This window comes from Syntrophaceae bacterium, from assembly GCA_013177825.1.
Taxonomy (GTDB): domain Bacteria; phylum Desulfobacterota; class Syntrophia; order Syntrophales; family PHBD01; genus PHBD01.
Genome location: JABLXX010000006.1, coordinates 131,673 through 146,491, shown reverse-complemented (window position 1 = coordinate 146,491; position 14,819 = coordinate 131,673). Strand labels below are relative to the sequence as shown.

The 14,819-nt window shown below is 59.1% G+C and carries 9 protein-coding genes; 3 read left to right on the top strand and 6 right to left on the bottom strand.

Annotated features, from left to right (window positions below; genetic code table 11):
* Positions 1 to 201: 201 nt before the first annotated feature.
* The gene (locus tag HPY65_13570) at positions 202 to 975 is read left to right on the top strand and encodes a class I SAM-dependent methyltransferase (protein ID NPU85500.1); all 774 of its coding nucleotides are present in this window, start codon (positions 202 to 204) and stop codon (positions 973 to 975) included.
* An 8-nt stretch (positions 976 to 983) separates the two neighbouring features.
* Here the strand turns inward: HPY65_13570 and HPY65_13565 are convergent, their stop codons facing one another.
* From HPY65_13565 to HPY65_13540, 6 genes are all read right to left on the bottom strand, one after another.
* Positions 984 to 4,952, bottom strand: a complete 3,969-nt coding sequence (locus tag HPY65_13565) for a PAS domain S-box protein (protein NPU85499.1) — start codon at positions 4,950 to 4,952, stop codon at positions 984 to 986.
* Between the two features lie 285 nt (positions 4,953 to 5,237).
* Complete coding sequence (locus HPY65_13560; protein NPU85498.1) at positions 5,238 to 6,767, bottom strand: AMP-binding protein; 1,530 nt, start codon at positions 6,765 to 6,767, stop codon at positions 5,238 to 5,240.
* Between the two features lie 208 nt (positions 6,768 to 6,975).
* Positions 6,976 to 8,136, bottom strand: a complete 1,161-nt coding sequence (locus HPY65_13555; GenBank protein NPU85497.1) for a 2Fe-2S iron-sulfur cluster binding domain-containing protein — start codon at positions 8,134 to 8,136, stop codon at positions 6,976 to 6,978.
* A 10-nt stretch (positions 8,137 to 8,146) separates the two neighbouring features.
* Entirely contained in the window at positions 8,147 to 9,649 is a 1,503-nt protein-coding gene (locus HPY65_13550; GenBank protein NPU85496.1) for an NAD(P)/FAD-dependent oxidoreductase, read from the bottom strand.
* A gap of 745 nt (positions 9,650 to 10,394) precedes the next feature.
* Positions 10,395 to 12,641, bottom strand: a complete 2,247-nt coding sequence (locus HPY65_13545) for a molybdopterin-dependent oxidoreductase (protein ID NPU85495.1) — start codon at positions 12,639 to 12,641, stop codon at positions 10,395 to 10,397.
* Between the two features lie 38 nt (positions 12,642 to 12,679).
* Positions 12,680 to 13,105, bottom strand: coding sequence for a MarR family transcriptional regulator (locus HPY65_13540; protein NPU85494.1), 426 nt, complete (start codon positions 13,103 to 13,105; stop codon positions 12,680 to 12,682).
* Positions 13,106 to 13,274: 169 nt separating this feature from the next.
* Between HPY65_13540 and HPY65_13535 the strand changes: the two genes are divergently transcribed.
* Complete coding sequence (locus tag HPY65_13535) at positions 13,275 to 13,547, top strand: hypothetical protein (GenBank protein ID NPU85493.1); 273 nt, start codon at positions 13,275 to 13,277, stop codon at positions 13,545 to 13,547.
* Positions 13,548 to 13,666: 119 nt separating this feature from the next.
* Positions 13,667 to 14,635 (top strand): 3-keto-5-aminohexanoate cleavage protein, encoded by a 969-nt coding sequence (locus HPY65_13530; GenBank protein ID NPU85492.1) that lies wholly within the window; start codon positions 13,667 to 13,669, stop codon positions 14,633 to 14,635.
* Positions 14,636 to 14,819: the final 184 nt, after the last annotated feature.

Below are 14,819 nucleotides of genomic sequence, written 5' to 3'. Positions count from 1 at the left end.
GGATCGGGTTCGTACTTCCGCAAAGAAGGGAGCCTCCCGACGGAATGGCTCCCTTCTTTTATATCCCTGGACCGTTAACAAACAATGGATCCTCTCTCGCCTTTCTGCTGCTTCGGTTTCCCGTCAAGCCCCCAAATCGGCGGAATTATCTTTCGACCTGTGGTATGAAAAATCACGTTTGAATCATGGTTGAAGGATGTCATGGCCGTGCCGACCGACGCTCCCCCGAAGAATATCTACAGGGATCCATCCATCGAGATGGAAGAGGACGGGGAATATCTGCGTCAGCTTTCACTTTTTGTCCAGTCCTGCACGGAAAAGGGGATTGAGCTGGTCAAGATCGGTGAGCTGATTGCGGATCTGAATCAGCGCCGGTCGTTCCTGGACATCGGCGCCGGCGGCGGGGACCTGACCATCCCGGTTTCTTCGTCCTTTGAATCGACGACTGTCGTGGAGCCGAACGAACTGCAGGCGCATCGCCTCCGGCGCAGATGCCCCACCTTCCGGGTGATCAACGATCGGTGGGACAATGTCGACCTCGGAGCGGAGCGATTCGAATTCATTCTCTGTTCCCATGTCCTGTACTACGTTCCGGAGGGGACGTGGCTCGCCACGATCGAAAAAATGCACGATCACTTGGAGCCCGGCGGCCGCATCGCCATTGTCATTCAATCGCCCATCGGAGAGGTTGCGGAATTCTTCAGCCGCTTTGCCCAATATGACGTCAATATCCTCGGTTTATGGGGGGAGTTGATTCGGAAATACGGCGATGAGTCCGTCGAGGTCCGGTATTTTATCAACGAAATCTTCACGGAGAATCTGGAAGACATGGTCTCCATCGGCCTCTTCCTCCTGATCGACAGGAATTACCGGCGTCATGAGGACGAGATCCGGAAGTACTTCGAGGCTCGCCATAAAACGCCGGAAGGGTATCGTCTCAGGCAGGATGACATCCTGCTCGTGATCCGGAAATAACCGCCCTCTTATTTCCGATCCAGTTCCCGCCGGACGGCAAGGCCGATCTTTTCCATGATGTAAGGCTTCCGGACAAATGCGCCGGCGCCGAGCTGCTGGGTTTCCCTGACCCGATCCGTCTCCGAGAATCCGCTGACGATGATCGCTTTCTGCTTCGGATTGATCTCCAGGATCTTCCGATACGTCTCCATTCCGTCCATCCCGGGATCCATGATCATATCCAGTACAACGAGATCCGCTGTTTTGCGGCGAAGGTACGTTATCACCTCTTCCCCGCTGGAAACAGCTTCAACACGATAGCCGAGACGCCCGAGCATGCTGGCGGCCAATTCCCGTTGCTCCTTCACATCATCCACGACCAGAATGAATTCGCCTTTACCCGCATAGGTGGCAACGGCCGCCGTTTTTTCGGGAGCCGCCGGTTCTTCCCGGGTCACGGGAAAATAGAGGGTGAAGATTGTTCCCGCATCTTCCTCGCTCTTCACGTCGATGTATCCGCTGTGATCCTTGACGGTACCCCAGACAACGGCCAGTCCCAGCCCGGTCCCGCTTCTTCCCATGACCTTCTTCGAGTAGAAGGGTTCGAAAATTTTCGCAATGTCCCTTTCGGCAATGCCTTTTCCCGTATCGGTTACCGTCAGAACGACGTAATCCCCTTCCTGCACGTCGTCGTATCCGCTGATGGGCTGATCCAGGTAGCGATTCTCCGTTCGGATTGTCACGATTCCCTTGCCGGAGATGGCCTCTGCGGCATTTGCGACCAGATTCATGACCGTCTTGGCGAGGTGAACCGGAGATCCATGGATGTACAGCAGGTCTCCCGCCAGCTCCGACCGGCAGATCACTTGCCCGTGATCGGACATCAGTTTTTCATACTCCGGTGTCTTGAGATAATCCCTCACCACCTTGTTCAGATCGACCACCTCGGAGACGGCTACGCCGCGCCTGGCCAGCGTCAGGAGATCCTGGATGATGGCCGCCCCCTTGACGCCGGATTGGAGGATGTTGTCGGCATATCTCCTCATCTGGCCACCCAGGGGCAGCTTCTCCGCCAGTAATTCCGAATACCCGACCAATACGCCCAGCACGTTGTTAAGGTCGTGGGCCACACCGCCGGCCAGCGTGCCCAGAGCCTCCATCTTCTCGGCCCTCGCCAGGCGCTCTTCCATACGCTTGCGCTCCGTGTTGTCGCGGACGCACTCGATCGCGGCGATAATCTCGCCCCTGGAATCGCGAAGGACGGAGGCCGTTGCGGAAAGATGAATGTTTCCAGGCGGCAGATTCCTGGTGTAGGCTTCGCCGAAGATCGTATCTCCCTGTCTGCGAATGGACGTGTATTGCTTTTCCCGTTCAGGATCCGGCTTGAGGGCCAGATCGATCAGGATCGCCCTTCTGTCGCCATAGAACGGGATGGAATAGGCCCGATCCCCTTTGCCGAGCATGCTGTCCTGCCTGATTCCCGTCATGGCTTCCATCGCCCGGTTCCAGGCGATGACCCTGCCCTCCCTGTCGATGACCAGGGTGGCGTCGGGAAGAAAGTCGATGATGTCTCCCAGTCTTCTTTGCGATTCCTGCAGCTCTTCTTCCATCCGCTTGCGCGCGGTGATGTCCATGACGAAACTCAGGGAGGCGGGGGCGCCTTCCCAGGAAATGATCTGGGAATGAATTTCCAGCCACTTTTCATTGCCGTCCGCTGTAATGGCTCTGAAAGTATATCCCGTTTCGACGTCCTCTCCCTTCATCCTCCTCAGGTGGCGGCCGAGGACCATGGTGCGGTCATCCGGATGTATGAAGGAAACGAACGGCCGCTCCATCAGCGTATCTGGTCTGTATCCCAGAATTTTCACAAGAGCGGGATTGGCGAGGCGAATCACCTCGCCCTGGACGATCATGATTCCCTCTCCTGCACTTTCAAACAGGCGTCGATAATTCTCTCCGGTTTTCCGCAATTCTTCTTCCATTCGCCGGCGCTCGGTGGTGTCCCTGGAAAGACCCAGGAAACCGGCCGGGTTTCTGTTTCCGTCCCGGAGCAGCGTGATGACCGTGTCGGCCCAGAAGGTGGAGCCATCCTTGCGGTAAAATTCCAGTTCCGCTGAGATCGTCATTTCTTCCCGCGGATCGGCGAGTCTTTCCGGCGTGAGATTTTTCTCGATCAGATCGAGGGCAAGCCGGAGAGATGGTGTTGTCAGGTGCCGATCCAGGGGAAGGGCCTGCAACTCTTCCAGAGTGAAACCGCGCGTCTTCTTGACGGATGAGGAGATCCAGGTCGTCCGGAGGTTCACGTCCATGAGCCATACGGTGTCGTGGGCATTTTCCGTAATCAGCCGGAATCTTTCTTCGGTTTCCCGCAGCGTCTCCTCTATCCGTTTTTGCTCATTGATATCGGTATGGGTGCCGATGATGCGGAGAGGCTTGCCGTCATCGGCCCGCTGGATGACCTTTCCCCGGGCAAGGATCCACTTGTATTCTCCATTCTTGCAAAGAAGCCGGTGTTCCTTTTGGTAGATGGCGCTTTCCCCTAAGAAGTGCCTCTCCAGATTTTCCCAGCAGCCCTTGAGATCGTCAGGATGGACGCGTCTTTCCCATTCATCCAGACCGTCGCCGATTTCGGCTTCCCCATAGCCGAGAATCGTCTTCCACTGCAGCGAATAAAAGACCCTGTTTGTCTGGAGATCCCAATCCCAGATGCCGTCTCCCGCTCCTTCGAGGGCAAACTTCCAGCGAAACTCGCTTTCCTGCAGGGCCTGCTCGGCCGCCTTGCGCTCCGTGATTTCCGTGGTCATTCCGCACAGGCCCGATACGGCGCCGTTCTTGTCCCGCATGGGAAACTTGATGGAATGAAAAAAGCGTTTGCTTTTCTCGTCTTCAAGAACCTCTTCCAGTTCCATTGTGGTCCCGGAGTGCATGACTGCAAGGTCATTCACGCGAAACTGACGGCCGACGGCACCGGGAAACAATTCATCATCCGTCCTGCCCAGGACCACCCTGCGCATCCATCCGGTCACCTGCTCCCACTTCCGGTTGATGAGAAGATAGCGGCCATCCATGTCCTTCACATAGACGAGGGCGCCGCTGTTATCGATCAGGCTGGCAAGAAACTGTTCATTTTCCCTTAGTTTTCCCTCCGCTGCCTTGCGTTCGGTGATGTCCGTCGACGATCCGACAATCGTCGGTATGTCATTCAACCGGATGGCTGTCGCAGAGAAATCCACCCACTTTTCTTTTCCGCTTTTTGTAATGATTTTGAATTCATACCTTGCTTGAGGGTTTTCCCCTTTCAAACGGCTGAGCCCCCTGGTTTTTACCAGTTCCTGATCATCAGGGTGGATGAAATCCCAGAAGCTCATGTCGGCAAGGTCATCCATGGTATAGCCGGTCATGGTCTCGAAGGCCGGATTGATGTATGTATACGTTCTATCCTGAATCAGAAAAATGGCTGTGGAGGAACTTTCCGTTACAGCGCGAAATTTCAACTCGCTGAGACGAAGGTTATTTTCGGCCACCTTGCGTTCGGTGATGTCGGTGATCAGGTTCAGTGTTGCGGGCCTGCCGTTCCATTTGACCAGAGAGACCGACAAGGTCACCCATTTCAATGTTCCTCCCGCCCCTTTGATCCGGAGTTCATACGAGGAATCGACTTCTTCTCCCCCAAGTCGCCTTGTGTAATTCGCGGCGATCCTCTCCCGGTCGTCCGGCCAGATGTAGTCGAAGACCCGCTTGCCGATCAGGTCGTCAACCGGGATCCCCAGAAGATCGGACATTTTCCGGTTAACGAAGATGAAGCGCTCATCCTGAACAATGATGATGCCCTCATTCACCTTTTCCACCAGGGCAAGATACTTGTCTTCGCTTTCCCTCAGAATTTCTTCCAACTCCCTGCCGCCGGGAATCGCCCTTTTCTTCAACGCTTCGATCTGACGGCGAAGCTGGATGTTTTCTTCGATCAGTTGTTTTTTTGTTTTTTTTTCGTCTCCCATGATCTCTCCCTATGTATTGCAAGACCATCGGCCGGACAGGTCGAATCCTACGCTGCGGCCGGGCGGCGGGGCTCGTCTGAACAAACGCGGCAGGCCTTTGGTGAGAGCGGCAGGGTTGCTGAGTGGTAGAGAAGGGCTTCCATGCGTCGGCTGAATCGAAACCACAGATGAAAACGGAATGCAAGAGGGAATAGACCGCAGGAAGAGGGACGGCAGCCAGAGAACACAGAAAGGGGAAAGGTCCCAAGGAACCCTTCCCCGCGCCTGGCGATCGTGGCCCTCGTTCTACTTATGCTCTGTAAAATCCTTTTTCAGGACGTGCTTCAGGACCTTGCCGCTGGGGTTCCGGGGCAGCATCGGGATGAAGTGGACCGCCTTGGGCCGCTTGAATCCGGCCAGCCGCTCTTTTCCGAACGACAGCACCTCCTCCTCCGTCGCCTCCATGCCGGGCTTGAGGACGACGGCGGCGTGGATCATTTCACCCCACTGGGCGTCGGGCAGTCCGAACACGGCGACCTCGGAAACCTTTGGGTGATTGAGCAGCGCATCCTCCACTTCCTTGGCGAAGACGTTTTCGCCGCCTGTCTTGATCATGTCCTTGAGGCGGTCTACGAAATACAGGAATCCCTCCCCGTCCTCCCGGACGATGTCACCCGTGTGCAGCCATCCGTCGACAAAGGTGGCCGCCGTTTCCTCGTCCCGCTTGTAGTATCCCCGGATGACCGCCGGCCCTTTGAGAAGAAGCTCCCCGGCCTCGCCGGTAGCCACGGCCTCGTTCCGGTCATTGACGATCCGGTACCCCAGGAGCGGATTGGGGACCCCGATCGCCCCGGATTTCCGGAAGGTGTTGTCGTGATGGAGCAGGACGGCGTTGCCGCCGCTGGACTCTGTCAGGCCGTAGACATAGAGGATTTTTGCCCGGGGCATGGATTTCAGAACGTCCCGCTTCAACTCGTCGGGGAAGGTGGCGGCGGCTGTGGCGAAGATGCGGACATGGGTGATGTCGTAGGCGATGGCCTCCGGCACCGCCATGATCCAGCTCCACAGGAAGGGGGGCACGACGATGACGATGGAGACCTTCTCCTCGTGGATCGCTTTCATGAACTGGAACGCGTCGAACCGGTGCTGGAGCACCACCGAGGCCCCCGCGGCGAGCAGGGGGTGGAGGCAGTTGTTCTGGATGACATGGAACAGGGGCAGGACCTGGAGTCCCACGTCGTCGGGGGTGATGTTCATGGCCCCGATGGAGGTGTGGATGGCGACCAGGGCATTGAGATGGCTGAGCATGGCCAGCTTGGAGACGCCCGTTGTACCGCCGGTGCAGATGAAGCAGTAGACGTCGTCGGGCAGGACCTCCACGTCGGGTTCCATGTCTTTGCCGGACTGCAGGAATGACTCGTAGGAGGTTGCCCAGGAGGGGACGTTACCGCCGATCTGGATGTACGTCTCGACGTTCGGGAGGTCCGGCCGCATGGGCTCCACGACGGCCTGGAAATCGGGATGAAAGATCAGTGCCCGGGCGTCCGAAAGGCCGAGAAGACGTCGGATGTCATTGGGGAAAAGTCTTGACATGACGGGGAAAAATACGAGGCCCGCCTTGGCGCAGGCATAATTGGCCTCGACGATGGCCGGAACGTTCTCCGTCAGGACGGCCACCTTGTCGCCCTTCCGGAGGCCCAGACCCATGAGAGACTGGGCAAGCCGGTTGATGCGGCTGTTGAACTGCCGCCAGGTCCAGCGTTCGCCCTCGAAGATGAGGGCCGTCTTGTCCGCATACTGTATGGCGTTTCTGCGAGGGATATTGCCGATGTTCATGAATGCACCTCCCGAAGGTCTGGTGCCCCGGGTCGGTGTCCCGCCCGAGGGGCGTTCGACATCATTCCTGTCCCGGCATGGGACAACGGCGACGACGATCCGAATACGGGAATCGCCCGGCAGGGCCGATTCCCGGCGGAACCTGCGGTGTGTCTTCAAAACGGCTTCTCCCTGCGACGGGAAGGCAGGGAGGTTGGGAAAGGTCCTGTTACAGTCGGATTTCCAGATCCGACAGGGGATAGGTCAGGCAGGCGTGGACGTAGTTGAAACAGCGGTCCGATTCCCGGACGGCGGTGCGGTCCGGCATGAAGACGCGGCCGCTCAGGATTTTCATCCGGCAGAAGCCGCATTCTCCGCTGCGGCAATGGGAGGGAACGGAGAATCCGTTCCGTTCCAGGGAGTTGAGCAGCGGTTCCCCCGCCGCGGCCGGGAATGTCGTGCCACCGCGGACGGCCACCTGGAACACCCGGCTGGCGGAGACATCGGAGGGCCACCCGGCTTCCCGGGTCACGTCCGACAGGGGGCCGCAGGACTCGCGTTTGATCCGGCGGCGGGGAATCGACAGTTTTTCCAGCTCCGGTTCCATGAACCGGTACATCTGCTCGGGTCCGCACAGGTAGAAGGTCTTCCCTTCCGGTGACCCGACGAACCGCCGGATCCGGTCCGCCGTGATGAATCCCCTGGGACCGCGGTACCCCGGAGGAGGGTCCGAGATCACGAAGCGGACCTTGAAGGAGGAGTGGCGGCGGGCGATCGCCTGCAGCTCCCGCTTGTAGATCACGTCGTCGGGGGTGCGGCTGCCATAGATGAGCCAGATCCGTCGGGGCAGGTTGCGCTCGACGGTCTCCCGGATCAGGCTGCGGAAGGGGGTGATTCCCGAGCCGCCGGCGAGAAAAACGAGGTCGTCGGTGTCGATCAGCGGTTCGTGGTAAAAGGTCCCGCCGGGTCCGGAGATGGTGAAGGTCTGGCCGGCCCGGACTTCGTCCAGGAGGTAGGGGGAGACGAATCCGCCGTCCTGGCGGCGGACGGTCAGCTCGTAGAACCCGCGCTCGTGCGGCGGCGAGGCGATGGAAAACGCCCGGCCCGTCCGGACCCCGCCGATGGTCACGGACCAGTTTACGTACTGGCCCGCCCGGAACGGGGGTAGTTGTCCGTTCAGCGCAGCGAGGCGAAAGGTTTTCGCCGTGGGCGTCTCGTCGTGGATCTCCGCTACGGCTACTCCGATCTCCCTCGGGTGGAGCCGGCCGATCACCGAGGCTGCGAAATCCCGGGGAAGCGCCAGGTCGCCGCAGGCCTGCTCCAGGACCTGGCGCTCCCGTGCCGCTTCCGCATAGCCTTCCACCTGGTTCAGGTATTCTTCAATGTTCAATGCCGATCCCCTATGCAAGTTTCTTCAGGGCCATGGAGCCCGCCAGGAATCCGGAGGTCATGCAGGTCTGGTATCCGCCGCCGGGAAGGGTCCAGGCGGAGGCGAAATAGAGCCCATCCAGGGGCGAGCGGTTGCCCAGCCGGAGAAGGCCGGAATCCGAGAGGTACTGGTCGAAGCCGTAGATGCTGCCCCCGGGATTGCCGGTGTAGCGCATGTTTGTGAGGGGCGTCGCCACCTCCACGACCTCGATATGATCGCGAAGCCCCGGGAAATACCGCTCCGCCTGGTCGAACATGGAAGCGGCGAAGGCGTTCTTCTCCTCGACGTACCGCTCCGGCGGAACCAGGTACCACGGCCTGGCGTAGCTGGCCGCCGTCATGACGATGGCTGCGGTCCCGGGTGGGGAGAATTCGGGATCGGAGGCCGTGTAGCTCGTGAAGAGCATCCCCCTGGGAGGTTCCAGGGTGAAGGCCGTCTGCCAGGCCTCTTCGATCCGGTTGCCGAAATGGATGAAGTTCTCATGGGTTGTCGCCCCGACGGCCTCGGGAGGACAGTCGAGGCCGGCGTAGACGTTCACGGTCGAGAAGCCGATCTGGCGGCTGTTCACCTGACGGCTGTACGCCTCCGGGACCTGCCCGATCCCGACCAGGTCGCTCAGGGTCGAGGGGATGCTGGCGTTGGAGACGACGACCCTCGTCTCCACCTCTTCATCTTCGTCCGTGATCACGGCCCGGACGGCTCCGTCCTTCAGGACGATCCGCCGGGCGCCGCACCCCAGCCGAACCTCCCCGCCACTTTCGGCAAAGGTCTCCAGGAAGGCATTGGACAGGGCCTGGTTCCGGCCCCGGATGTGCATGGGGTGCTGCTTCAGGAGGGCGTCCCAGCAGGAGGCCATCATGTGGAAGGGAACCTTGGAGGGAGGCAGGCCCAGGTAGGACCAGAACGGGGAGACGGCGCTCTTGAGGTCTTCGTCCCGGAAGAAATGATCCCTCGCCTCGCCGTAGGTTTTCATTCCCCAGCGCGAGAACGCGGGAAAACTCTCCGGGGTCAGGTCGGCGGCCCGCTTTTTCGCTGCCATGAAGACGCCCGAGAGATCGCGGGCAAGCTGCTTCATCAGGGCGAAGAAATCCCGGATCCCGTCGGCCTCCCGGGGGAACCGGCCGGCCAGGGCGGCGATCGCTTCCTCCCAGTCGGGGGGGATGGTCACGTCGATCCGGTCGTCGATGACACGGTAGAGCTCGTTGAGGGGGATGAATTCGACCCTGGAGGCGACGCCCAGAAAGTCGAGATATTCGAAAAGCCTGCCCCTCTTCCCGGGTACCCCGATCCCCGAGAGGACATGGAGGGAGGCGTCGAACTCAAACCGACCGCGACGGAACGAACTGGCGTATCCCCCGGGGACGTGATGGCGCTCCAGGAGCAAAACCTTTTTCCCGCAGCGTGCCAGGAACGTGGCGGCTGACATTCCACCGAGTCCGGCTCCGACGACAATGGCGTCGTATTTCTTGTCCATGCGTATTCCCATTCCGGCACCGGCTTCAGGCCGGCATCCGACAGGCGAAGCGTTCCTTAACAAGTTCCGGTAGGCTTACGCTACCCGGCGTGGAGTGGTATTCCGCTCAACCACTCGGTGACGTGCCATGGGACGGTAAGCCCAAAATCCTCAAAATTATAGCCGGAAACATGCCAACGGCGACATTTTCCCGTTTGCGCGGGTTGCTCCCTCACATTTATTAATGATTTCGATTCGATATTGATTCGTGGGCGGGTTGTGCATCCCGTAGGCGAGCGTTTCTCCCAGCAGTCGCTCCTGGCTGAATCTTGATCAAACAAGATATCCACAGCCGTCGGCGAGGGATCTTCCACCAGGAACATCTTGAAATGAAAGATAGATATGGTGTGGCTGAAACCGGACCAGGGGTGCGGACGATATTCATCCGGTTCCGGGGGTGAACAGCGATGAACGGAATTTCAAGTCCGCTCCCCTCATTTTTATTAACGTTGGGGCGCGGGGGCTGCCACGGGGGCTCCCGCCGTCGCGAAAACGTTTCCGCTCTTCGCCTTCTGAAACCGATGAGCCTGGGGTCCGGAAACGTTTTCCAATTGCTCCTCTGGGAACCCCCGGTCGCGCCCCCGCGAACGTCGGTCGGGGAGGGAAGCCCCAACCATGCGAATTGGGCGCCCGACCGTGGAGCCCCCCTCTCTAGAAAAAAAGAAAGAGGAAGAAGATCGGACTCGAAATCCGTTCGCCGTAACGGTCAACCTGCTTGACCGGAGGCCTCCACCCGGCAGGGGACATAACGGTGCATGGGCGTTCCCAGCCAGTCCCGGTGGGTATTCTTGGTCAATCGGTTCACGTTTACCCCGTACATCTTTCCATCGTAAACCAGGCCGAAGCCATGGGGAATGACCACGTGTCCCTTCCGCGCGGTCTCCGTCACCTCCGCCTCGATCTCCACGGAGCCGGCCTCCGTCGTGACCAGGACGGTCTGGCCGTCGCCGATATGCAGAGCCTCGGCGTCGGCAGGGTGGATCAGCAGAGTGCAATCGCGCTTTCCCTCGTTCCATGCGGGGTTTCTCATGAGGGTGGTGGCGTTCATGTTGAAGTGCCGGCCGGCCATGAGGACAAGGGGGAATTCCGGGTCAGGCTCCAGGTCCTTTTCCTCGCTTGCCGCATCGATGCCTTCCAGTTCCGTCCGGAGTTCCGGGATGACGAGATTGATCTTTCCGTCTTCCGTGCGGACGGATTCCAGGTTGACTTCCGGGTCCACCTGCCCGATCCAGATCCCTTCCGGGTGGTCCATGATCTTCTGGAAGATCTCCTCCCCCATGCCCAGTCCCGGTGTGAAGCCCGCCCGGGCGGCGTCCTTGCGGAAGGACTTGGGCAGGGTCTGGAGCATCCCCCAGAGGGCGGCCAGGTGAACGGACCCCATGGCCTTGCCAAGGGTCTTCCCAAGGATGAACGGGATGGTCTTCATGGCCGCCGGTTCTTTCCCGATGTAGTCCATCAGGGCCATGCCGAAGGCGGTGTGCCCCTCTTCCGCCGCTTTGTACAGGCTCTCCGGGATGGGCGGAATCAGTCCCAGCCGGTCCGCCAGGCGCAGGTGGATCTCGCCCAGTTCCAGGGGCTCCCCTTCCGGCTGGATGATGGGGCGCCGCATCTGGAAGAAGATCCCCGGGTAGGTCATTGCGAAAAAGGTTCCATCCCATGATTCATAGGCGGAGCGGGAGGGAAGGACGTAATGCGACAGGACCGCCGTTTCCGTCATGGCCAGCTCCGCCGTGACGAGGAGGTCCAGCCGTCTGAAGGCCTCTTCGTAGGCGGTAGTGTCGGCGTAGGAGCGCAGGGGGTTCGATCCGGAGACCAGGACCGCGCGGAGCCGCTCCGGATGGTCCGAGAGGATCTCCTCGGGCATGGCATTGGGCGGGTAGCAGCCCGTGATCGGGGGGAAATTCGTGGCCATCGTGCGCCAGGATTTCGGGTCCCGCTCGTCGGAGTGGGACCCGATGGGCATCATGTGGCCGCGGAATACGTTGCCGCCGCGGACGCCGATCCTTCCGCAGATTGCCAGCAGGATTGCCGCCAGCCAGGATGAGACGGCGCTGTGGCGGTTCATCATGATTCCCAAGTCGTAGCGGAGGCAGGACTTCCTTGTCGCAAAAAGACGACAGATCTCGCGGACCTGGTCGAATTCCAACTCGCAGGCGCGGACGGCCTCGCGGGCGTCGAAGTCGTCAAAGAGGGACCTGATTTCTTCCAGGCCGGAGGTGTGCTTCTCGATGTATTCGCGGTTTTCCCAACCTTCCTGGAGGATGATGGCGATCATGGCCCGCATGAGCAGGGCGTCCGTTCCGGGGCGGATGGGAAGGTGGATGTCGGCGATCTTTGCCGTTTCGGAGAGGCGGGGGTCGATCACGACGAGCATCTTCTCCGGATCTTTGGCAATCCGCTGCAAATGTCTCGGAGCCTGGGGGATCTGGTGGCTCTGCATGCCGTTCCAGCCGAACACCAGGAGGAAATCCGTTTCCTCCGGATCGATCTCGATGTGGATGTTCTGGCGTCCGTACATCCGCCCGCCGGTCCAGAACAGGCCGGAGAATTCCTGGGTGAGGGCACTGTAGTGGTAGCGGGATCCCAGGCCCCGCATGAACCGGACACCGAAGGCAGCCTCGAAATGGCACCCCTGGCCGCCGCCGCCCATATATGCAAAGGAGCGGGGACCGTATTGCCCAATGATATCCTTCAGCTTTCCGCCGATCTCGTCGATGGCCTGTTCCCAGGAAATCCGCTCGAACCGGTCTCCCACCCGCTTCAGGGGGTATTTCAGGCGGTCGGCGTTGTGCTGGTGATAGCCGATGTTCATGCCTTTCCGGCAGACGTATCCCTCGCTGCGGGCGTTCGTTTTGTCACCCCTCACCCTGACGATGCGGTTGTCTTCCACTTCGACTACCAGGCCGCAGTTCTGGGCGCACAGCACACAGCCGGTGTGAAAGGTTGTACCCATGATCTTCCCCTTTCTTTGGTCGGCTCACTCCCGAGCCATCAGGATTTTGCCGCGGAGGCTCGCAGTTTTGCGATGAGACGCCGTAGCTCGCTGTTTTCGCTTTCCGAGAGAATTGCCAGAAATTCAACATTGGCCTCGGTGATCAGCCGGACGGCCTCGGCTCCCATGGCCCGGCCCCGTTCCGTCAGGTGGACCTGGATGGACCGGCGGTCGGCCGGATTGCCCTTTCGTTCGATCAGCTGTGCCGCCTCAAGGCGGTCGATGATTCCCGTCAGGGTGGCGCTGTCCAGCTCCGTTTTCCGGCCAAGCTCACTGGAGGTGATCCTGTCTTCAACGTGGAGGGCCCCCAGAATCATGGCCTGAACCGGCGTGATGTTCAGCTCCGAGACCTTATGGTTCAAAAACCGGTTTCCCGCCTGGCTCGCCTTGGCGAGTTGGAAAAAAATGCAATCGTCTAATTTCATGAGCGAACCCCCACAATGCTTGCCTACAATTTACTTGTGTGCGAGCGTAATAGAAAAGGCAAATCTTGTCAAGCGCCATTGCTCCCGAGTGTGATTTCCAGGTCGAGTCGTCACCACCCTCATGGCTCAAGCCTCTTCTTCCTCTCACGAAGGTTCATGGATAATCCGAATGGTCTTTATCAGCGCGATATCCTACAATCTTGATCCTGGAATTCATGGTGCGATGGTTGATCGCATCATAGACGTTTTCCGCAAAGAAGCTGAGGAAGTGGTCGGAATCTTAAAAGAATGGCAGTTCATTGAGACCGAACGGAAAGGGAACGGAAAAGTAACAATACGGTTTTTAGGGCTCTATGGTGGCGGGTTTTTCCGTGAAGCTGGCCGAGGCTTTCATAACCCGTTGTCTCATCCCTCCTCAATATTCATCGGAGACCCCTCCTAGTAATAATCCAATAAAGATAGCCCTTTACACGGCGTGAGAATTTGTTTATCAAAAAGGTCCACTCGGCCGCGGATTGTCGGATTTCACAAACCAACCACCAATTGCATAAGGAGGAGACGATGAACTGGGAAGCGCATATCTGGGACTACCGGAATCCTTATGAATGGATGGACCGGACCATGCAGGCGAAATTTCCGCCGATGATCATTACCTGCGCCATTACCGGCGGCGTGCAGGGCAAGGAAATGAACGAGAATCTTCCGGAGACGGCGGAAGAACAGGCCGATGCCGTGTATGAGGCCTACAAGGCGGGGGCCGTATCCGTGCATCTCCATGCCCGCGTCCCGGGCAACCAGTCCCTCACGACGTCCGATCCGGCGGATTATTCGAAGGTTAACCGCCTCATCCGGGAGCGCTGCCCGGACATCATCATCAACAATACTACCGGAGGGGGGCCTTGGCTGACGACGGAACAGCGAATGTGCTGCCTCTTTGCCGATCCGCCTCCGGACATGGCCAGCCTGAACTTGGGGCCTTTCGTCCTCAAGATGCCCCTCAAGGATCGGAAGGAACCGCTGTCCAATCCGCGTCCCGGGTTCCTTTTCGATCAATGCATCCCGGCCAGTTACGCCGACATCAATCTCTATGCGAAAACGATGAAAGAGAAGGGGATCAAACCGGAGATCGAACTGTATCATCCGGGTCAGTACTGGGTTCTTCAGGATCTGATCCGGGAGGGGAATCTCATTCCGCCCTATATGGTGCAGTTCGTGATGGGCTTTCAGACTTCTTCATTTCCGACTCCGGCCAATCTCCTGGGACTGATCAATGAGCTTCCCCCGCAGTCCATGTTCGCCGTGATTGGGGTGGGCCCCTTCCAGTTGCCCATGAATGCCATGGGGATTCTTCTGGGTGGTCACGTGCGGGTCGGCATGGAGGACAACATGTATTTTCGAAAGGGAGAAAAGCTCAAGAGCAACGCTCAGTTGGTCGCAAGAGTCAAAAGGATTGCGACGGAGATGAACCGTGAGATTGCGACGGTTGCCCAAGCCAGGGAGATGCTGGGATTGCCGGCGGCCAAGAGATGATTCTTCGCGGAAGGAGGAAACGGTTTCGTTTCCCTCCGTTCCGCTGGGGCCTGATAAAAAAACGGAGGGTTCGATCATGGAAACCGGGCGGTCCTGCAGGATTTTTCGGCTTGCGGATATCCCTGCCATCCAGCTCCGCATGGATGGATGAATCGCAGCTGCCGCAGTTTCCTGATCGGCCCGG

What these genes read in the sequence shown, in the direction of transcription:
- HPY65_13570 (NPU85500.1), top strand. Translation starts at nt 202, where the DNA reads ATGGCCGTGCCGACCGACGCTCCCCCGAAGAATATCTACAGGGATCCA.
- HPY65_13565 (NPU85499.1), bottom strand. Translation starts at nt 4,952, where the DNA reads ATGGGAGACGAAAAAAAAACAAAAAAACAACTGATCGAAGAAAACATC.
- HPY65_13560 (NPU85498.1), bottom strand. Translation starts at nt 6,767, where the DNA reads ATGAACATCGGCAATATCCCTCGCAGAAACGCCATACAGTATGCGGAC.
- HPY65_13550 (NPU85496.1), bottom strand. Translation starts at nt 9,649, where the DNA reads ATGGACAAGAAATACGACGCCATTGTCGTCGGAGCCGGACTCGGTGGA.
- HPY65_13545 (NPU85495.1), bottom strand. Translation starts at nt 12,641, where the DNA reads ATGGGTACAACCTTTCACACCGGCTGTGTGCTGTGCGCCCAGAACTGC.
- HPY65_13540 (NPU85494.1), bottom strand. Translation starts at nt 13,105, where the DNA reads ATGAAATTAGACGATTGCATTTTTTTCCAACTCGCCAAGGCGAGCCAG.
- HPY65_13535 (NPU85493.1), top strand. Translation starts at nt 13,275, where the DNA reads ATGGTCTTTATCAGCGCGATATCCTACAATCTTGATCCTGGAATTCAT.
- HPY65_13530 (NPU85492.1), top strand. Translation starts at nt 13,667, where the DNA reads ATGAACTGGGAAGCGCATATCTGGGACTACCGGAATCCTTATGAATGG.